Annotated in this window: 15 protein-coding genes; 5 read left to right on the plus strand and 10 right to left on the minus strand. The window is 61.7% G+C overall.

Annotation, left to right across the window (positions count from 1 at the left end):
* Positions 1-74 precede the first annotated feature (74 nt).
* The 5 genes from tnpC to QB905_RS06905 all read right to left on the minus strand — a co-directional run bounded on the left by tnpC (position 75) and on the right by QB905_RS06905 (position 3,941).
* Complete coding sequence (gene tnpC, locus QB905_RS06890; RefSeq protein WP_282973902.1) at positions 75-1,613, minus strand: IS66 family transposase; 1,539 nt, start codon at positions 1,611-1,613, stop codon at positions 75-77.
* A gap of 68 nt (positions 1,614-1,681) precedes the next feature.
* Entirely contained in the window at positions 1,682-2,035 is a 354-nt protein-coding gene (tnpB, locus tag QB905_RS06895; protein WP_282972945.1) for an IS66 family insertion sequence element accessory protein TnpB, read from the minus strand.
* The gene (gene tnpA, locus QB905_RS15315) at positions 2,032-2,424 is read right to left on the minus strand and encodes an IS66-like element accessory protein TnpA (protein ID WP_461781760.1); all 393 of its coding nucleotides are present in this window, start codon (positions 2,422-2,424) and stop codon (positions 2,032-2,034) included. Before tnpA ends, tnpB begins: the two co-directional genes overlap by 4 nt.
* A gap of 109 nt (positions 2,425-2,533) precedes the next feature.
* Positions 2,534-3,466, minus strand: a complete 933-nt coding sequence (bla, locus tag QB905_RS06900) for a class A beta-lactamase (RefSeq protein WP_282973904.1) — start codon at positions 3,464-3,466, stop codon at positions 2,534-2,536.
* Between the two features lie 25 nt (positions 3,467-3,491).
* Positions 3,492-3,941, minus strand: coding sequence for an SRPBCC family protein (locus tag QB905_RS06905; RefSeq protein WP_282973905.1), 450 nt, complete (start codon positions 3,939-3,941; stop codon positions 3,492-3,494).
* Positions 3,942-4,062: 121 nt separating this feature from the next.
* On the opposite strand from QB905_RS06905, the gene QB905_RS06910 reads away from it, so the two are divergent.
* Positions 4,063-4,752 (plus strand): DUF1345 domain-containing protein, encoded by a 690-nt coding sequence (locus tag QB905_RS06910; protein WP_282973906.1) that lies wholly within the window; start codon positions 4,063-4,065, stop codon positions 4,750-4,752.
* Between the two features lie 67 nt (positions 4,753-4,819).
* The gene (locus QB905_RS06915; RefSeq protein WP_282973907.1) at positions 4,820-5,038 is read left to right on the plus strand and encodes a hypothetical protein; all 219 of its coding nucleotides are present in this window, start codon (positions 4,820-4,822) and stop codon (positions 5,036-5,038) included.
* Between the two features lie 349 nt (positions 5,039-5,387).
* Here QB905_RS06915 and QB905_RS06920 read toward each other — a convergent pair whose 3' ends face one another.
* The 3 genes from QB905_RS06920 to QB905_RS06930 form a co-directional block, all read right to left on the minus strand.
* On the minus strand, positions 5,388-7,277 hold the full coding sequence (locus QB905_RS06920; RefSeq protein WP_282973908.1) for an SGNH/GDSL hydrolase family protein: 1,890 nt from the start codon (positions 7,275-7,277) through the stop codon (positions 5,388-5,390).
* Between the two features lie 167 nt (positions 7,278-7,444).
* The gene (locus QB905_RS06925) at positions 7,445-7,906 is read right to left on the minus strand and encodes a response regulator (RefSeq protein ID WP_282973909.1); all 462 of its coding nucleotides are present in this window, start codon (positions 7,904-7,906) and stop codon (positions 7,445-7,447) included.
* Positions 7,906-9,459 (minus strand): sensor histidine kinase, encoded by a 1,554-nt coding sequence (locus QB905_RS06930; RefSeq protein WP_282973910.1) that lies wholly within the window; start codon positions 9,457-9,459, stop codon positions 7,906-7,908. Before QB905_RS06930 ends, QB905_RS06925 begins: the two co-directional genes overlap by 1 nt.
* 288 nt (positions 9,460-9,747) lie before the next feature.
* Here QB905_RS06930 and QB905_RS06935 point away from each other — a divergent pair, with 288 nt between their 5' ends.
* Complete coding sequence (locus QB905_RS06935) at positions 9,748-10,218, plus strand: response regulator (protein ID WP_282973911.1); 471 nt, start codon at positions 9,748-9,750, stop codon at positions 10,216-10,218.
* Positions 10,219-10,231: 13 nt separating this feature from the next.
* Here QB905_RS06935 and alkB read toward each other — a convergent pair whose 3' ends face one another.
* Together alkB and ada are read right to left on the minus strand one after the other, a co-directional pair.
* The gene (alkB, locus tag QB905_RS06940) at positions 10,232-10,873 is read right to left on the minus strand and encodes a DNA oxidative demethylase AlkB (protein WP_282973912.1); all 642 of its coding nucleotides are present in this window, start codon (positions 10,871-10,873) and stop codon (positions 10,232-10,234) included.
* Positions 10,873-11,922, minus strand: a complete 1,050-nt coding sequence (gene ada, locus QB905_RS06945) for a bifunctional DNA-binding transcriptional regulator/O6-methylguanine-DNA methyltransferase Ada (protein WP_282973914.1) — start codon at positions 11,920-11,922, stop codon at positions 10,873-10,875. Before ada ends, alkB begins: the two co-directional genes overlap by 1 nt.
* A gap of 264 nt (positions 11,923-12,186) precedes the next feature.
* Between ada and QB905_RS06950 the strand changes: the two genes are divergently transcribed.
* Together QB905_RS06950 and QB905_RS06955 are read left to right on the plus strand one after the other, a co-directional pair.
* Positions 12,187-14,244 carry a BamA/TamA family outer membrane protein gene (locus QB905_RS06950; protein ID WP_282973915.1) on the plus strand — a complete coding sequence of 686 codons (2,058 nt, stop codon included), beginning with the start codon at positions 12,187-12,189 and terminating at the stop codon, positions 14,242-14,244.
* Positions 14,245-14,254: 10 nt separating this feature from the next.
* Positions 14,255-18,583 carry a translocation/assembly module TamB domain-containing protein gene (locus tag QB905_RS06955; RefSeq protein ID WP_282973917.1) on the plus strand — a complete coding sequence of 1,443 codons (4,329 nt, stop codon included), beginning with the start codon at positions 14,255-14,257 and terminating at the stop codon, positions 18,581-18,583.
* Positions 18,584-18,965 lie beyond the last annotated feature (382 nt).

Here is an 18,965-nt window from a genome sequence, read left to right on the forward strand (position 1 = left end):
ACGAAGGCGCCTAAGCGCCTGAGATGTGGTGGTGGGGTTTCTGACTTTGAGATAATCCGTAAGCGGTGTTTCGCTCACACCTTGACGGCGTAGTTGCAAGGGAGAAGGTGGTCGATCTGGCTTTGCTTATGTCCGCCCGCGATGGCCCTTAGGGTGTTGGTCAGGTAGGCATGGGGATCGATGCCGTTCAGTTTGCACGTTTCGATCAGTGACGCGATGATGGCCCAGTTTTGAGCGCCGGCGTCATGGCCTGCAAAGAGAGCGTTTTTCCGGTTCAGGGCGATAGGCCGGATCGTGCGTTCAACAGTGTTGTTGTCCAGCTCGACGCAGCCGTCGTCGAGGAACTGGCAGAGGCCGCCCCAGTATTTGGCGATGTAATTCAATGCCTCGCCAAGCGGCGATTTGGCGGCGACACGGCTGCGGTGATTGTTGAGCCATGCCTCTATATCGGCCACTACGGGGCCAGATCGTAATTGTCGTGCAGCCAGACGCACCGCCGGATCGCTACCGCGGATGTCCGCTTCGATCTTGTAGAGATCGGCGATGCGCCTGAGGCCCTCTTCGGCGATTGGCGCCGGACCGGCGCGGGTAATCTCAAACAGCTTACGACGGGCATGCGCCCAGCAATAGGCCAGCCGGATTGCCGGGCCGATACGGTCGGGTGCGATCAGGCGATTGTAACCAGCATAGCCGTCGACCTGCAGAATGCCGGTGAAGCCCTGCAAGATATGTTCGGCATACTGCCCGCCACGCCCGGGCGCGTAGGTGAAGGCGACACCAGGCGGCGCCGCACCGTTCCACGGTCGGTCATCGCGGGCCAGGGCCCAGAAGTATCCGGTTTTTGTTTTACGTGCGCCGGGATCAAGTACCGGGGCGCGGGTTTCATCCATAAAGAGCTTGGTGGATTGCTTCAGATTGGCGATCAGGGCGCCCCACACCGGGCGCAACTCGAACGCGGCCCGGCCAACCCAGTCAGCCAGCGTAGACCGGTCAAGGTCAACGCCTTGGCGGCTATAAATCTGGGCCTGCCGATACAGGGGCAGATGGTCGGCATACTTACTGACCAGCACATGAGCCACAGTCGCCTCAGTCGGCAGGCCACCGGGAACGAGGCGCGCCGGAGCAGAGGCTTGAGTTATGCCATCCGTGCAGGCCCGGCAGGCATATTTGGGGCGGCGGGTGACGATGACGCGGAACTGCGCCGGGATCACGTCCAGCCGCTCGCACCTGTCTTCACCAATGCAATGTAAGCCGTTGCCGCAGGCACAGAGCAGACTGTCAGGCTCAATAACCTCTTCGATGCGGGGCAGATGGCCGGGTAAGGCCCCGCGATTGCCAGCGCGAGACTTTGCAGCCCGTTTACCACAAGGCGCATCGGCCTCTTCCTCAGCATGGATCGCGGCGATAGCGGTTTCAAGGTCTTCCAGGGCCAGTTCAAACTGACCCGGCTCGGCCTTCTCGGATTTGCGCCCGAAGGCGGCCTGCCTGAAGGCGGCGACCAGCTTCTCCAATCGCTCGATCCGGTCATCCTTGCGCAGATTGCGGGCCTCAGAAGCCACCAGCATGGCTTTGAGAACCGCTATATCATCAGGCAAATTGGCGGGGTTGAGCATGACGGCAATCTAACAAAATCCGCTTTTACCTTCCTGCCTAAAATGCCCCCCGAGTCATCTTGTCGCAGCTATTCCACCGCCTCCGGTGCACGCGCCTCCAGGGCCCGGACTCGGCGCCAGTCCAGCCCCGAGAACAACGCCTCAAACTGAGCATGGCTAAGGCTCATAAGTCCGTCCTTGATCGCCGGCCAGGTGAACACATGCGCCTCCAGCCGTTTATAGGCCATCACCAGTCCGGTGCCGTCCCAATAGAGCAACTTCAGGCGGTCCGCCTTGCGCGACCGGAAGACGAAGACCGTGCCGGTGAAGGGGTCTTTGTGCAATTGGTTCTTCACCAGTGCGGCAAGACCATCATGCCCTTTACGGAAGTCGATTGGCTTGGTCGCCACCATGATCCGTACCCGGTTTGACGGGAAGATCATACCGACGCCATCATGGCACACGCAACTGCCGCAATACGATCTGCTGAAGCGTCGTCTTCAAGACGGATCGTCACATTCCCGACCACGATCTCAGGCCTGATAGCCGGATGCGTAGCCGCGACCGGGGCCGGTTCGCTGACCACCAGAGCGCTAAATTCAACGTCGTCCTCAGGCGCCGGCAAGATCAACTTGCCCCTCCGCGCCAAGGTGCGCCATGAAGACAGGTGGTTCGCCTTTACCCCGGCACGGCGCGCCACTTCATTGACGCTTACCCCAGGCCGCAAGGTCTCTGCAACAAGCCGCGCCTTGACCTCATCCGGCCATCGGCGCGAACGCCGGGTCCCACTGCGGACCGCCCTTCCAGTGAGAATCTCCGGTGTAGTCTCCATGGAGAAAGTCCCTCTCGTTCAACTCTGAACAAGCCATGCGCAGATCAATGCCGAAAAGGGAACGTGGGGGCAGAACACCGCTTACGATAATCCCCCCAGAATCAGGTGTTTATTGGCTGCCTTGCGAGCTTGACGACTCCGCCGTACCGCTCAGACCCAGCGTATCGAAGACCAGGCGCGTAATATCGGCGATGGTCTGGTCGCGGCCCGCATCGTCGAGATTGCCGCCCGAAGTATAGATGGCGAGAAACACCGGTTCGGCTTGCCCCTCAGGCCAGATGACGGCCACATCATTGGCCGCGCCATTGGCGCCCGTGCCGGTCTTGTCGGCCACCAGCGCCCCGGCGGGCACACCGGCGCGGATGCGTTTGTCGCCGGTTTGACAATGCACCATCCAGTCCTTCAGTTGCGCCACACTGTCCGGTTTCAACGCCGTGCCGGTAAAGACGGTACGCAAAAGCCCGGCCATGGCGGCGGGCGTGGTGGTGTCGCGGTCATCGCCCGGCAGATTGGTATTGAGGGTGGGTTCAAAGCGGTCAAAGCGCGTCACATCATCACCCAGCCCGCGCACAAAGGCCGTCAGGCCCGCAGGCCCGCCCACCAGCCCCAGCAACAGGTTGGCGGCAGTATTATCGCTGACGCCAATCGCCGCCGCACAGAGTTCCGCCACCGTCATATGGCCGGTTTTGACGTGCTGGCGCGTGACCGGCGCATAGTCGAGCAGGTCTTTTTCGCCATAACGGATGATTTTCGACAGGCTCAAATGGCCCTGATCGCACATGTGCAGGATGGCGGCGGCCAACACCCATTTGAAGGTCGAGCAATGGGCGAAACGCCGATCGGCATCGAGATCAAGACGGCCCTTTTTGTCGCTGCCGCGCAAAGCCGCCACCCCGATGCGTCCGCCATGTCGCCTCTCGATTTTCACCATGTGGCGCGCGAAACTGATCGCCTGTGTCACCTTCGACGAACAGGCCGCCAAACCACCGAAAAGGCCGAGCCCGATCGTGCCCGCCAGTAGCCCACGTCGTGAAAGCGTCATACCGCCCCTCTGTTACTCAAAAAAATTATGCCGCCATCTGACGCGCCAGCAGGCCGCGCAACGACTCCATCGCCTGTTTCGTCTGCTGCGGCAACTTCGCGCGGATCATCGGCGTCAGCAGGCGCGCCATGAAGGATTGCGGCATGATCTCGATACGATGGGTGAGGCGCGTGCCATTGCCCGAAGGTTCGAGCTGAAAATCGACAATCACCTGCATCATCTTGTCGAAATACCGGCAGGTCATGCGGTAAGGCGCATCGTGGGTCAGGATGACGCCATCCATCAGCCGGTGCTTGCCGCCCTCGACATAGGCATAGCGCAGCTTATCGCCCGCCGCATTGGGGCCGTGGCCCTGCTTGGCCAGACCTTCGCAGCGCGTCAACCAGTCGGGCACACGGCTGAAATCATCGAGCAGGGCAAAGACCTGCGCGGGCGCTTGCGGCAGGTCGATATGGGTTTCGCAAACCAGGGTCATGGCACGTGGCCTCCACATCCCAAAAGGTAAATTGACAATCCCCTCGGGATCAAGCCTAAGATTGCGCCGATCACGGACAAATGTTCAATAAGGTTTTGCAGGTTTAGGGCTGGACGGGTGCATGAGTAATAACGGGCGCGGCTTTCTCGATCTGGTCGTGGTGCGCTATTTCCGCCAGAAACCGCAATTGCTGATCGCCGTGGTGCTGGGCGTCATCGCGTTTCTGGCCTGCCAGACCTTCACCCCGCTGAAAACGGCCACCACCAGCCTGATCGGCTGGAATGTCATGGCCATCCTCTATCTCGGCATGGGGATGCACAACATGTTTACCGCCGAACGTGAACGCCTGACGCAAAACGCCCATCTTTATGATGATGGCGAAGGCGTGATCCTCATCCTGACCATTATCGCCTCCGCCCTGAGCTTCGTGGCCATCGTCTTCGAACTGGCCACCTCAAAGGACGCCACCGGGGCCTTGGGCGCCCTGCATATCGGCCTGTCGGTTCTGACCCTGCTCACCTCATGGGCCTTTATCCATACCGCCTTCGCTTTCCATTACGCCCACGGCTATTATTCGGCCCTGTCGCGCAATCCGAAGACACCCTGCCTGATCTTTCCCGGCAAGGACGCGCCCCACTATACGGATTTCCTCTATTTCGCCTTCATCATCGGCACATCGGGCCAGACCGCCGATGTCGATTTCGCTTCGACCCAGATGCGGCGCACCGGCCTTGTCCATTGCGTGATCGCCTATCTGTTCAACGCCACGGTGCTGGCACTGACCATCAATATCGCCGCCTCGCTGATCTGAATATGTAACCTTATGGCTGTCCGCGCCGTATCAGACGACATCTATACCGGCAGAAGGCGGGTTTCCGATGACGATCAGCACGAATTATCCTCAGCCCGTTCAGGTCAACGGCTTTACCTGCAAGACCTGCACGGATGTCGATTACGCCAAAAAGCATATCGATCCGGCCCATCCCAAATCCGGCCCTTACGGCGTCAATGCCGCCAGTGATCCGACGCAAAAGGCCAGTGCCGTAACCACTGCCGCCCTCACCGCGCCGGGCGTGACGGTCAGTGTCTATGCCTGAGCCCGCTTCTCTTTGACTTTAACTTTTCACCTCTCCCCACATGTGGGGAGAGGACGGGAGTTGAGCCACGCGAAAACGACCGGGTGAGGGGCATTCTGTAGGGTAGGAAGAGCCCCCTCATCCGGCCTTATACCAACTTGCGCAGCCCAGAACCTATTTGGGTGCAAGTTGGTATAAGCATTATTTGCAGCTCAAACGCCGCCATTTCTTTTAAGAAGAATGGGCTCCTCGCATAAGCTCGGACGGCCAGTCGGCCTTGCCAATTTGGGATGAGTCAAAGTCATCGCAGATTGGTATTAGCTGCACTCCGACCACCCTCTCCCCGCTGTGCAGGGAGAAGGGAAGCGCTTTAAAATGCCTTGCTGATCGACAAAAGGGCGGTCTGATTTTTTTGCTTCTTCGAGCCATAGGTGCCGCGATATTGCGCCGACACATCAAAGCCGCCGAGCTTCGTGGTCAGGCCAATACCCGCCAGCACGCCGGGGCTTTCGACATTGCCCATCGCGGTGGCAAAGGGCTGGGCGGTATTGTTGAGCAACTGGCCGCGCAGATCGCCTTCATCGCCGCTTAAGGTGCCTTCGTAACCGATGACACCATTCAGGGCCACGCTCTCAGTGAGCTGGCCTTTGGCGCGCAGTTCGACCGCGCCATTGGTGGCCGACACCTTGCGATCATCAAAGCCGACCGCCGCGATGGTGCCGAACTCATCAAAGCCCTGCATGGTGGCGGTGACGTAAGACAAACGCGCCAGAGGCGTGACGGTCCAGCGCCCGACCTGATGGTCGATCCCGGCCTGCAACGAAGCGGAATAGGCGCTGGTGCCGATATGGCCGCGCGAATTGCGGTAGGGGCCAAACAGGGTGGCGCGTTCGTAATCGGCATAGCTGCCCGCACCTGCGCCGACAGCGGCGGTGACGAAGACGGGGCCGGAATGCCAGTCATAGGCGGCATCCACACTGATGTCGGTGGCCTTGGCACGCACCATGAAGGCTTCGGTATCGCCGGTGACCGCCGTAACGCCAAATCCGAGGCTGGATGTGTCGCTGAGCGCAACCATCATGCCGCCGCGCAGGCCCGACTGGTTGAAATCATAGGCGCGGGCGCTGCTATCGACGACATCGCCGCCGATCATGCTTTGCACGCCCACGGTGCGGTTGCGCGTGCCCTGCGTGCCGACGATCTGCACGAAATAGCCGCCGGCGCGCGCATCATGCAGCAGACCCGCCATCTCAGCCGCCGTGGCGCGGCGGCTTTCATAGCTCTCATCGGCGAACATGGCCACGCCTTCGGTCAGGGTGGGTGTGTAGAGATATTGCGCCGTCAGATTGGCGATCAGCCTATGGCCCGCCGCTGTCGGGTGAACGCCGTCCCAGAACAGATAGTTGTTCTGCGTTGCCATCGAACCGGTGACGCAGGTCGAAACCATGATGCAGGCATGGCTAACATCCGTAAAACCATAGGCTTGCGGGTTGGCCGCAATAGCATTGAGCGCCGAAAAGACATCGACCTCGATGATATTGCTACCTGTGGCCTGCGCTGCCACCTGACCTAAGCCCACATGCAGGGCGGCGTTGAAGGTTTCGCCCGTATAGCCGGTCAGGGCCGAGGTATTGGCGTCGGTATTGAATTGCGGCACGGCGCCGAGATTGGGCAGGTTGATCACCAGAAGGGTTTTCGCCCCCGCCCCGGCCAGCATTCCGGCCTCGGTGACCACTGTGCCCGCTGCCGTGGTGGCCGCCGTCGTCATGGTGGCCTGAGCCGTGGCCGGATTGGCCGCCGCGCCCGGCAGGGCCTGGAACAGATCATTAGCCCCGGCCCACAGGCTGGTGACATCATTCGCGCCAAACTTTCCGCCCTCGGCGACAAAGGTCTGGATCTGCGTGTAAACGCTGGGGATGGGGCCGTTGCTGTTGGCGGCATTATCGGCGCGCGCCCCGCCCCAGGCGAAGTTGATACTGCCCGAATTGACCCCGGCGGGCGGGGTGAAATAGCTCAGCATGTCGCCGGACAGGTATTCGGCGAAGGTGCGGTCATTGGTGTAGCGGTGATTATAGGGGGCAGGCGGATTGCCGGTTGCCAGATACAGATTGCCATTATCGGTCAGGCTGTCGCCGAAGCTGACCAGCCGGTCATAGGCCTGCGCATGGGCAGCCCCGGCGGCCAGGCCTAAGGCCAGCAGAGAGACGGCGGACGCCACGACGGCATGATTCAGAAAGGCTTGGGGGAAAGCTTTTTTCATAACGACCCTGCAAATATGATTATCGAACGCCCGCCGGTAGGTTGACGTTTCCGTTAACGGAAAGCATCCACCTTTTCACCGCGTTTGACAATATTTCCGCAAGGGAAGGTTGTGTAGGATTTTGCACGCCTGTCACATTTGCGCCGCAGCCACATGATGCAGGCAGGTCAGGAGGCTTCGGGCGCGGGCAGGATGGCCAGCATAAAGAAGAACTGCTCGATGCTGGCGGCCACTTCGCGGAATTTTTGCAGGTCGATCGGCTTCACCACATAGGCATTGGCATGGTGTTCATAGGCGCGGTTGATGTCGGCCTCAGCCGATGACGATGACAGAACCACCACCGGAATGCTTTTGAGCGCCGCATCGGCCTTGATGGCGCGCAACACATCCTCGCCGCTCATGCGCGGCAGGTTGAGGTCGAGCAGGATGATGTCGGGCGTTTTCTGGTCGGCATATGCGCCCTCACGGCGCAGCATGGCCAGCGCCTTTTCGCCGGTATCGGCGATGCTCAGATTGTTTTTGATTCGTGCATCGCGGAAGGCGCGGGCCGCCAGCAGGGCGTCGCCGCGATTATCTTCCACCAGCATGATTTCCGCCGCACGGCCTTCGCGTATAAGCAGATGATCCATTAAGCCTCCTGTTCCGGGTTTTCCGGTTCCGATAAGTCTGGTGACGGTTCCACTGCCGGCGGGCGCAGCGTTTTCGCAATCGAGATATTGAAGCGGCTGCCCTCACCGGCCTTTGATTCGACCCAGATGCGCCCGCCGTGATTTTCGACGATACGCTTGCAGACGGCCAGTCCCAGACCGCTGCCCTTGATGCTTTCCCAGTTGTGCAGGCGGCGGAAAGGCTCGAACACCTGCTCGATAAAGGCCTCGTCGATACCCAGCCCATTGTCGCTGACCGAAAACTGCCAGAAGGCCCCGCCCTCGGCGGCGGCGATATGGATCACCGGCGTCTGGCCTTCGGGCTGGTATTTAATGGCATTGGCGATCAGGTTCTGGAACAGGCGCATGATCTGCACGGCGCTGCCATAGAGCTTCGGCAAGGGGTCGCTGGTGATTTCGGCGCCCGAATCGATAATGAGCTGGCGCAGGTTTTCGAGCACATGATTGATCTCGACCTGCATATCGACCTCGCCCAGGCTCAGGCCCTCGCGGCCCATGCGGGCATATTCGAGCAGATCCTGCACCATGTCGCGCATCCGCCAGGCCGAATCGCCGATGATCTTCAGATATTCGCGCCCATCCTCATCCAGCCGGTCGGCATAGTCATGCGCCACGATCTGGCTGAAATTGAGCATCATGCGCAGCGGTTCCTGCATGTCGTGCGAGGCCACATAGGCGAAACGCTCAAGCTCGGTATTGGAATCGATCAGGCGCTTGAGCAGGCGTTCGCGCGCCGCCTCGGCCTGTTTGGCGCGGGAAATATCGCGCAATATGCCGATATAGTGGCGCTGACCGCCGAGCTCGAATTCCGACACCGACAGGTCGAGCGGAAAGGTATGGCCGTCCTTGCGCCGCCCGGTCATTTCGCGGCTGAAGGCGCCAGCTCCCAGATAATCGCGGATAAAGCCATCGTGCTTTTTCTGATCGGGCTCAGGGATGAGGATCGAGATATTACGCGCCGTCACCTCGTCCGCCGCATAGCCGAACATGCGGATGCAGGCGGCGTTGAAGCTCTCGATCGTGCCGCGTTCGTCGATGGTGATGATGCCGTCGGTCACATTGTCCATCACCGCCGTCAGCGCCACCTGCCCCTGTTCCTGGCTCTGCTGGTACAGATCGGCCAGACGCGCATTGGCTTCGGCGAGCTGGCGCGGACTGGGCAGGCGCATGGCCAGCGGAATGCGCCGGATCAGCACAATCAGGGTGGCGATCGAGGTGATGGCGGTCAGCGCCTTGATGACACCCTCAATATAGTAGTTTGGGTGCCATAATACCCATATATTGAGCAGGTGAGTCAGGCCGCACAGCAGGATGAAGGCACCGAACAGCACGAAAACCGCCTGAAAAGGCAGGTCTTTGCGCTTGCTCAATATATACAGCAAAACCAATGGAATGCTGAAATAGGCGATGACAATGCCGAGATCCGACAGGACATGCAGCCACAAAACGCCGGGTTGCCACAGGAAGCAATAGCCATGCGGCATGAAGTTGCCGCCGCTGTCATGCGGGTTCATCAAGGCCTCCTGTTGTTACCATGTGCGATGACATTAATTCATCGCACATGGCAAGGCCGACACTCCGTTTTAAGAATGGCCGCCCAAGCCTATGTGCGAGGAGCCCATTGTTCTTAAAAAGAATGGCGGCGTCTGAGCTGCAAAAAGCCCTATCTTCACCGATTTGCCGCACCTCGCAAGCCCGCAACCGGGGCTTGCGCGCAGTTTGTGGACAAGATGGCGAAAGACCCTTGCCCCCCGGCGCGAAATGGTTGACAAATTTCACTGACGATCATCGCAGGCAGACGCATGACCAGACTGAACGAACGCGGGCGCAGCGCCCAGGTGCTGCTGGTGGAGGATAATCGCGGTGACGCCGTCCTGACGCGCCGCGCTTTTCGGCGGGCGCGCATCGCCAACGACATCACCGTGGCCGAAACCGGCGAAAAGGGCCTGAGCATCCTGCGCCGCGAAGGCGAATTCGGCGAATCCCCGCGTCCCGACATCATTCTGCTCGATCTCAACCTGCCGCACATGCATGGCCGCGACTTTCTCTCCACCGTCAAGGACGATCCGGCTTTACGCCGCATTCCGGTGATTGTGCTGTCCTCGTCCGCCGCCGATAACGACATCAATGCCTGCTATAGCCGCCATGCCAATGGCTATATCACCAAGCCGATCAGCAGCGACACCTATGATAATGTGGTGTCGCGCCTTGAAGCCTACTGGTTCGAGCTGATGCAGATGCCGCCCGACGAGCCGATTCCGGCTTTTTCCTGAGCGGTTCTTCTGCCTAAATTGCCTTACGAAAAGTCAGATTGATGCGGCGCGCGCCGGTCACAGCGTGCTGTCCGGCTTTCAGCGCTGCCACGCCGTGATAGGCCCGGCGATAAGCCCCACCCCACACCGCCACATCGCCGTGACGAAGTTCGACGCGCCGCACAGGATCCTGACGGCGCATACCGCCCCACAGGAACATCACCGGCAAACCGAGCGACAGCGAAACAATCGGCGCGCTGTCATCAGGTTCATCCCGATCCTGATGCAGGCCCATGCGCGCCCCCGGTTCATAGAGATTGATGAGGCAGGAATCGGGCGCAAACGCAAAACCGGCCTGCGCGGCGGCGCTGATCGCCAGTTCTTGCAACACTTTGGGCATAACGGGCCATGCCAGGCCGCTTTGTGGATCATGACGCTGATAGCGATAGCCGCGCCGGTCGCTGACCCAGCCCCATGCGCCGCAACTGGTCATGGCCGCCGACATGGCCTGTCCGCCCGGCGTCGTCATGCGGCGAAACGGCGCGGCAGCGGCAATGGCCGCCACCGCCGCCAGTACAGCCTTGTCCTGCGGCACGGCGAAACCGCGCAGGATATGCAAACCTTCAGGCGCGGGCTCAGCTTCAGGCTCCGGCAGATCGAACAGTTCGGCCTGCATCAGTCCGCTCGTTCCTGATCCAGCAAAGCCCGCTTACGCGCCACGCCCCAGCGATAGCCCGACAGCGCGCCATCGCTGCGCACCACCCGGTGACAGGGTATGGCCACGGCCAGGGTGTTGGCGGCACAGGCCCCGGCCACGGCGCGCACGGCGGCGGGCGCACCGATGCGCGCCGCCACCTCGGCATAGCTGGCCGTCTGGCCCGGCGGAATGGCGCGCAAGGCCTGCCAGACACGCTGCTGGAAGGCCGTGCCGCGAATATCGAGCGGCAGGTTCAGACCTACGCCCGGCATCTCAATCAGCCCCACCACCTGCGCCAGCTTCGCCGCAAAGACCGGATCATCGCCCATAAGCTGCGCTGCCGGAAAGCGATCCTGAAGGTCGCGCACCAGCACTTCGGGATCATCGCCCAGCGCGATGGCGCACAAGCCCTGTTCGCTTTCGGCCACCAGAATCGCACCCAGTCGGCACTGGCCGACGGCGAACCGGATGGCTTCGCCCGCCCCGCCCTTTTTATAGCGCCCCGGCCTCATGCCCAGCACGGCGGGCGCGGCTTCGTAAAAGCGCCCGCCCGAACCGTAACCGGCGTCGTAAAGCGCTTTAGTGACGCTGCCTTCGCCCTGCAAGCCGTCACGGACGCGCTGTTCGCGCAAAGCCCGGCCATAGGCGCGCGGCGTACACCCGGTAAGCTGGCGAAACAGACGATGGAAATGAAAGCGGCTGAGGCCCGCCTCTTGCGCCAGCGCATCGAGATCTGGCATCTGTTCCGCCGTTTCGATATGGCGGCAGGCCTGCGCCACCACAGCCGCCTGCCGGTCATCTTCGCGGGGACGGCAGCGCAGACAGGCGCGCAAACCCGCCGCTTCCGCCGCCGCGCAAGTATCGAAAAAAGCAACATTTTCCAGCCTTGGCCGCCGCGCAGGGCAGGCCGGGCGACAATAGATGCCGGTGGTGGTCACGCCATAGAAAAACCCGGCCTCGCGCACACGGGCGCAGACGGCCTGCCAGCGCGGATCGGTTTCGGGAATGAGCGAGGCGGCATGGGTCATGGTGTGATCTTTCGAATATAGGTTCATCCAAACCTTCACGCCACACTAAGTTACGTCTTCCTCACCCGCACTCCGCCGCTTGCGCTCAAATTCCCAATCCCGCCGCCTACGGCTTTTCACCGTTTCCATATCGATTTTTTGCGCACATTTAATTCAGGCAAGGCTATAGACAGACTGACAGCCCTTTATGCTTTTTCTCCGAGGCACATTTCCATCTCGAATCCGCCCGCCTGTTTCGCGCCGCTTGCCGCCTCCGTTTTTCCGGTGCTGACGGCCCTGTGCCTTGCCCTGTGCGCCCCGCCCGCCGCCGCGCAGGATCATCCGTCGCCGGTCACCCAAGCCCATCCGCCCATTATCAGCGACTCCGATTTCGACTCTGCCCTACCGTCTCTCGACCAGACCACAGCGCCGCCCCCCGGCACACCCGGCGAACTGCCGCCCACTGTAACAAAGCCTGCCGCAACGCCCGAAACGCCCGCCACCAGCCTGCCGCCCGTCACGGCCAGCGACGACAGCGAACTCGACGCGCCCCTGCCGCCACTGGCCGGTTATGATGTCAGCCCCCTGCCCGCCGCCTCAGCCCCGGTGGTGGTGGCGCAGATCAGCTACACCACCGATGTGACCGGGTTGAAAGACGCCGGCGTGGCCAGCCAGTTCAAGGATCTGAGCGCGCTGGAGACGGGCAAGGGCAAGGCGGCCAATATCGCTATGGTGCGGGCGCGCGCCAGCGAGGATGAGGCCCTGATCTTACGCCTGCTCAATTCGCGCGGCTATTTCGACGCTACCGTCACCACCACGCTCAAACCCGCTCCCGATCCGAACCGCCCGGTCCGAGCGAAACTGGTGGCCGTGCCGGGGCCGCTTTACCATTTCGGCCTTGTCGCCATCGACGCCAACCCGACCGAACCGCCCGACCTGATCCGCAATGCCCTGCCTCTGGCTCAGGGTGATGCGATCGTGGCCGATACGGTGCTGGCTGCCGAGGCCAATGTCAGCGTGGTCATGCAGCAGACCGGTTATCCGTTCGTCAAGGTGGGCGCGCGTGACATCGCCCTCGACCCGACAAAGGATACCGGTGATTACAGTTTGCATGTCGATACGGGCCAGCGCTCGCGCTTCGGCGGCTTCCGCACCGATGGCAAGCCCGCCTTCAGCGCCGCCCATGTCGGCGAACTGACGCGCTTCTCGCGCGGCGAGCTGTACGACAACCGCAAGGTCAATGACCTGCGCGACGCTCTGGTGGCCACCGGCCTGTTCCGCAGCGTGTCGGTCGAGCCGGTCGCCACCGACCAAAAGGCGCCCGACGGCAGCGATTATGTCGATCTGCTCGTCCATCAGCAGGCCGGGCCCGTCCATACACTGGCTGCCGAGATCGGCTATTCGACCGGCGAAGGCTTAACCGCCACCGGAAGCTGGCAAAACCGCAACAAGTTCCCGCCCGAAGGCGCGCTGATCCTGACCGGCGCCCTCGGCACGCAACAGCAGAGCCTGACCACCACCTTCCGCCGCTCCAATGCCAAAAAGCGCGACCGCACCTTCCAGCTCAGCGCCACGGCCAGCCACAATATCTATGACAGCTACGAAGCCTATACGACCGGCATTTCCGGCACGGTGTCGCGCAGCTCGACACCTTTGTGGCAGAAGGTCTGGACGTGGTCCTACGGTTTCGATGTCGAGGCCAGCCGCGAATCGAACAATCTCAGCCACAACGCCACCACCCTCTGGCAGGATTATTACTACACGGACTTTCCGGTGCGCATCGGCTATGACCGCTCCAACGACCTGCTCAACCCCACCACCGGTTACCGCCTGGCCAGTCAGACGACGCCGCAGGTTTCGCTATCCAATGGCGGCTCCAATGTCAGCGAAATTCTCGACGCCAGTTCTTATTATCCGGTCGGGCAAAAACTGGTCCTGGCGGTGCGCGGTCGCATCGGCACGCTGCTCGGCGGCAGTCTGGCCGACATCGCCCCGTCGCGCAGGCTCTATGCCGGTGGCGGCGGCAGCGTGCGCGGCTTCGCCTATCAGAGCCTGGGCCCGAAAGACGCCAGCGGCAATCCGACCGGCGGCCTAAGCGTGGTCGAGGCCAGTATCGAGGCGCGCTACCGCATCGGCGACATCGGCATCGTGCCTTTCATCGATGCAGGTCAGGCCTATGCCTCGGCCACGCCCAACTTCTCGAACCTGCGTGTCGGCGTCGGCATCGGCGCGCGTCTCTATACCAATTTCGGCCCCATCCGCATCGACATCGCCACCCCGCTCGACCGCCAGAAAACCGAACCCCTGCTGGCGCTCTATGTCGGCATCGGCCAGAGCTTCTAGGGGGAACGTCATGGCAGGCCGCAAAAAACCACCGAAAGCGCCTTTGAACCTGTCGGACGACCGGCCGGAAGACACCGTGCCCGCGCCGCATACCGAAACGCCCATCGAGCAGGCGAAGGAGGTCGCTGAAAAAGTGGCGCGCAAAGCCGGTTTTTCCTTGAGCGACATAAGCTGGGGCGTGATCGCGCGCCGCGTCGGCCTCACCATCGCCGCCATACTGGTTCTGCTCGGTGTGTTTCTGGCCGCGCTCAATACCCCGCCGGGTCGCCGCCTGCTGGTGCAACTGGCCACCGGCATCAAGCTCAATTCCGGCCTGCAATTCCAGATCGACCGCATCGACGGCTCTTTGTACGGCAAGATGACCCTGCACGGGCTGAAGGTGCTCGATACCAAGGGCGTCTTCATCGAAGCGCCGGTGGTGAATCTCGACTGGCGACCGTTCGGCTATCTCGACAAGCATGTCGATATTCGTGATCTGGACGCGCCGCGCATTGAGGTTTTGCGTCAGCCCGTGCTCAATCCTGAACCAGCGCAACCGGCTGGCCCGCTGCTGCCTGATCTGCGCATCGACATCAACCGTTTGCAGGTGGCCGATCTCGCCATCGATGCACCGGTCACCGGTCAGGCCTATCATTTACGCATCGGCGGGGCCACCCATATAGTGCACGGCGAGGCACGGCTTTTGCTGGAAGCCTTGAGCGACAAGGGCGACCGGCTCGATCTGCGCCTTGAGGCCGTGCCCGACGCCGACAGGCTCGACATCGACGCCCATGCCCGCGCCCCAAAAGATGGCGTGGTCGATGGCCTGCTGCACCTCCGCAAGCCGCTCTCGCTCGACCTGTCCGGCAAGGGAAGCTGGAAGCAATGGCAGGGCCATCTCACCACCGATTTCGGCACCGACACCCTGGCTGATCTTGGTGTAACGGCCCAGAGCGGCGTGTTCCATATCAAGGGCAGCACCCATCCCGACCGCATCTTAAGCGGTGAATCGGCGGCCCTGCTGGAGCCGCAGGTGACGGTGGATATGATCGCCAAAATGCAGGATCGCACCTTCGATCTCAACGGCCAGCTTGCCTCGCAGGCCATGAAGGTGACGGCGCTGGGCGTCGTCGATCTGGCGCATAATCATTTCAAAAAACTCGAAGTCCATGCCCGCCTGCTGCGCCCAGATGCGCTCGGCAAGGATGTCAACGCCTCCGACCTGCACGCCGATCTGCTGTTCGATGGCGCCTTTGCTACGCCGAAAATCCAATATGACATCACCGCCAAACGCTTTGGCCTCGGCGGCATCGCCTTAAGTGGCCTCGATGCCCAAGGTCAGAGCCATGCCGAGAGCCACGCCGACGGCACGGCCCTGATCATCCCGTTGAAGGCGCGCCTCGACAGCCTGACCGGCATCAATGCGCAGGTCGATCCTCTGCTGATGCACCTGAAACTCGACGGCCAACTGACCTTTAACGGCGCAACGCTGACCAGCGACACCCTGCACATCCGCTCCGACCGCGTGAAGGCCACGGGCACGATCATGGCCGATCTCGCCGCCGGTAAATATACGGCGAATGCACAAGCCAGCCTCAACAATTACACGGTGGAAAATCTCGCCAAGCTGAATGCCTCAAGCCATGTCAAGCTGGCCTACACCCATGCCGGACTGGCCGTGAACGGTACGCTCACCGCCCAAACGACGAAGATCCTCAATGACGGGCTGGCCAGGGCACTGGGCGGCAATGCCAAGATCAGCAGCGGCTATGCCTATGCGCCCAATGGCGTGCTGGCGATCAGGGGCCTTGATCTGAAAGCCCCCAAACTGTCGCTGCAAGGCAATGGCACACTGGCCACGGCGGGCCGGAATAATGGCGCGATCCTCTTCAAGGCGACGGCGCAATCAGCCGATTATGGCCCCGCCGATCTGGCGCTGTCCGGCACGATCGACCATCCCAGCGGCCTACTCCATGCCGCCCATCCGGGGCTGGGCATAGGCCTTGCCAATGTGACGGCGAATTTCGACGCTACGCCCGACGGTTTTGCGGTCAAGGGTGATGGCGGCAGCAACTATGGCCCCTTCACCGCCGACACCCTGATCCATACCGGCAGCCCGCTCACCATCGATATCCACCACGCCGATTTTGCCGGTGTCGGCATGACCGGAACCCTGACCCAGAACGCCGCCGGGCCCTTTGAGGGTATGCTGGCCCTGTCCGGCGCGGGCCTCAACGGCACAGCGAAGCTGGCCGCCATAAATACGGCTCAGGGGGCCACCCTCCACGCCATCGGCAATCAGTTTGATGTGCCGGGCAATGTGCCGATCCATATTGGCCGTGCCATCATCGACGCCACCCTTCTCATGCAGGATCAGGCGAAGATCGATGCCGATGTGCAGATGGCCGATGTTCACTATCAGAATATGGTGCTGTCCACGGGCCGCGCCAAAGTGGCGCTGATCGGTCAGACCGGTACGATCAGGGCCGTGGCCAATGGCGCGTCCAGCGGCAAGAACGGCGTGCCGCTCAATATTGCCGTCAGTGCCGACCTGTCGCCCGGACTCTACCGCGTGGCGGCGCAGGGCATGGCCAATGGCATAGGCTTCCATACCGATGCGCCCGCCCGCATCACCCAATCGGGCGCAGACTGGGTGCTGGCCCCGACCACGATCAAGATGGACGCGGGCAGGCTCGACATTGCCGGACGCTTCGGCGCGCAGAAGACGGCGCAGTTGCGGCTGCACGATCTCGATCTGTCGGTGGCCAATCTGTTCGCCGGTGATCTCGGCGTCAATGGCGTGGCCAATGGCGCCGTCGATTTCACACAAAGCGGCGATGGCCTGCCTTCCATGCACGCCCGCCTGACCGTCAAAGATTTCTCGCGCTCCTCGGCGGCGGTGGCCTCGGCCCCCGTCGATCTCGATCTCGATGCCCGCCTCGATCCCGATGGCCAGACGCAGGACAATTACGCCCACGCTCTGGTGCGCCTGAATGGCGCGGTGATCGGCCGCGTCAGGCTCAACCTCACCCCCGGCGCGGGCCAGGACTGGACACAGCGGCTCCAGAACGGCAATCTGTCCGGCGGCGTGCGTTATAATGGCCCGGCGGGCGTACCGTTTTCGCTGGCCGGTCTGCCACGTCAGCAACTGGCGGGCGCGGTGGCCGTAGCCGCCGATGTGTCGGGCCAGGTGGCCAGCCCGCAGCTTAACGGCGTGATCAAGGCCAATAACCTGACCTATGACAATGAACAGCTCGGCACCCGCATCACCCATATCGCGCTCGATGGCCGCTTTACCAGCGACCGGCTGCAACTGGACAGCTTTTCCGGTCAGGCGGGCGACGGTACTGTCAAGGCGTCGGGCTGGCTCAGCCTGGCCGCCGATCAGCATTTCCCGATGGCCCTGCACGCTGACCTCGTCAATGCGCGGCTGGCGCGCTCCGACGCCATCAATTCGGTGGTGTCGGGCACGCTCGATGTCGTCAATAACCCGACCGACGGTCCGCTGATCAAGGGCGATCTGCGCCTGCCGCAATTCAAATATCAGGTCGTCAAGCAAGGCGCCGCCGAGATCAATGTGCTGGATGGCGTGCATCGCAAGGGCGAAAGCCTGACCCCGCCAGCCGATAGCGGCGGCGCGCCCAGCAAATGGAAGCTCAATGTGCGCATCCGCGCCGACAATAAGGTGTTCGTGTCGGGCATGGGACTCGATTCGGAATGGTCGGCTGATTTGCGCGTCGGCGGCACCAGCGATGACCCTCAGGTCGTCGGCAGCATGAAGGCGATCCGCGGCGATTACAGCTTTGCGGGCCGCGCCTTCAACCTTGATTCCGGCACCATCACCTTTGATGGCGGCGATGTCACCAATCCTGAAATCGACCTGTCGGCCAGCGCCAACCTGTCCGACATCCAGGGCATTATCAAGATCAGCGGTTCGGCCCAACGCCCGCAGATCAGCTTCTCCTCCACCCCTGCCCTGCCGCAGGACGAGGTTTTGTCGCGGATGCTGTTTGGCGAAAGCGTCGCCAATATCTCGCCCACCGAAGCCCTGCAACTGGCCGCCGCCGTCAACAGCCTGAATGGTGGCGGCGACAAGCTTAATCCGCTCAATGCCCTACGTTCGGCCACCGGTATCGACCGCCTGCGCGTGGTCAGCGCCGACGCCGCCACCGGTCGCGGCACCTCGCTGGCGGCGGGCAAGTACCTGACCAATAATGTCTATGTCGAGATCGTCACCGACACCAAGGGCTTCACCGCCACCCAGTTCCAGATCGCTTTGGGCAAGGCTTTAAGCATCCTGTCGCAGACCGGCGGCGTCAACGGCACCAGCGTCAGCGTACGGTATTCAAAGGATTATTGAGGCAGGGCAAGGGACACAGGCCGTACCCTTGATTTGTGATGCACGGTTAAGTTCGCATGATGCGGAGGGGGGCGTGTTAAGAGTTGACCTCACTCCAGATTTCCCAAAGGGCTATCCTATGCGGACGCTCTGGCAACATGTGGTTACGGTCCCGCAACCAAGCGAAGAAGAGCCTACCTCCTGCTAAAGGGGGATGATATGAGTTAAAATCGCTTACTTCCCTCTCCCTGCGTAGCGGGGAGAGGACGGGAGCCAAGCGCAGCGCAGGCGACCGGGTGAGGGGCGTTCTTCATGCGCTTGCCAAACCCCTCATCCGGCCTTCGTTTCACTCCGGCCACCTTCTCCCCATCACCATGGGGAGAAGGGAAAGCTATGCGATACA

This window comes from Asticcacaulis sp. EMRT-3 (assembly GCF_030027245.1).
Taxonomy (GTDB): domain Bacteria; phylum Pseudomonadota; class Alphaproteobacteria; order Caulobacterales; family Caulobacteraceae; genus Asticcacaulis.

Coding starts and splice junctions, on each gene's coding strand:
- tnpC (WP_282973902.1), bottom strand. CDS start 1,613: ATGCTCAACCCCGCCAATTTGCCTGATGATATAGCGGTTCTCAAAGCC.
- tnpB (WP_282972945.1), bottom strand. CDS start 2,035: ATGATCTTCCCGTCAAACCGGGTACGGATCATGGTGGCGACCAAGCCA.
- tnpA (WP_461781760.1), bottom strand. CDS start 2,424: ATGGAGACTACACCGGAGATTCTCACTGGAAGGGCGGTCCGCAGTGGG.
- bla (WP_282973904.1), bottom strand. CDS start 3,466: ATGACGCTTTCACGACGTGGGCTACTGGCGGGCACGATCGGGCTCGGC.
- QB905_RS06905 (WP_282973905.1), bottom strand. CDS start 3,941: ATGACCCTGGTTTGCGAAACCCATATCGACCTGCCGCAAGCGCCCGCG.
- QB905_RS06910 (WP_282973906.1), top strand. CDS start 4,063: ATGAGTAATAACGGGCGCGGCTTTCTCGATCTGGTCGTGGTGCGCTAT.
- QB905_RS06915 (WP_282973907.1), top strand. CDS start 4,820: ATGACGATCAGCACGAATTATCCTCAGCCCGTTCAGGTCAACGGCTTT.
- QB905_RS06920 (WP_282973908.1), bottom strand. CDS start 7,277: ATGAAAAAAGCTTTCCCCCAAGCCTTTCTGAATCATGCCGTCGTGGCG.
- QB905_RS06925 (WP_282973909.1), bottom strand. CDS start 7,906: ATGGATCATCTGCTTATACGCGAAGGCCGTGCGGCGGAAATCATGCTG.
- QB905_RS06930 (WP_282973910.1), bottom strand. CDS start 9,459: ATGAACCCGCATGACAGCGGCGGCAACTTCATGCCGCATGGCTATTGC.
- QB905_RS06935 (WP_282973911.1), top strand. CDS start 9,748: ATGACCAGACTGAACGAACGCGGGCGCAGCGCCCAGGTGCTGCTGGTG.
- alkB (WP_282973912.1), bottom strand. CDS start 10,873: ATGCAGGCCGAACTGTTCGATCTGCCGGAGCCTGAAGCTGAGCCCGCG.
- ada (WP_282973914.1), bottom strand. CDS start 11,922: ATGACCCATGCCGCCTCGCTCATTCCCGAAACCGATCCGCGCTGGCAG.
- QB905_RS06955 (WP_282973917.1), top strand. CDS start 14,255: ATGGCAGGCCGCAAAAAACCACCGAAAGCGCCTTTGAACCTGTCGGAC.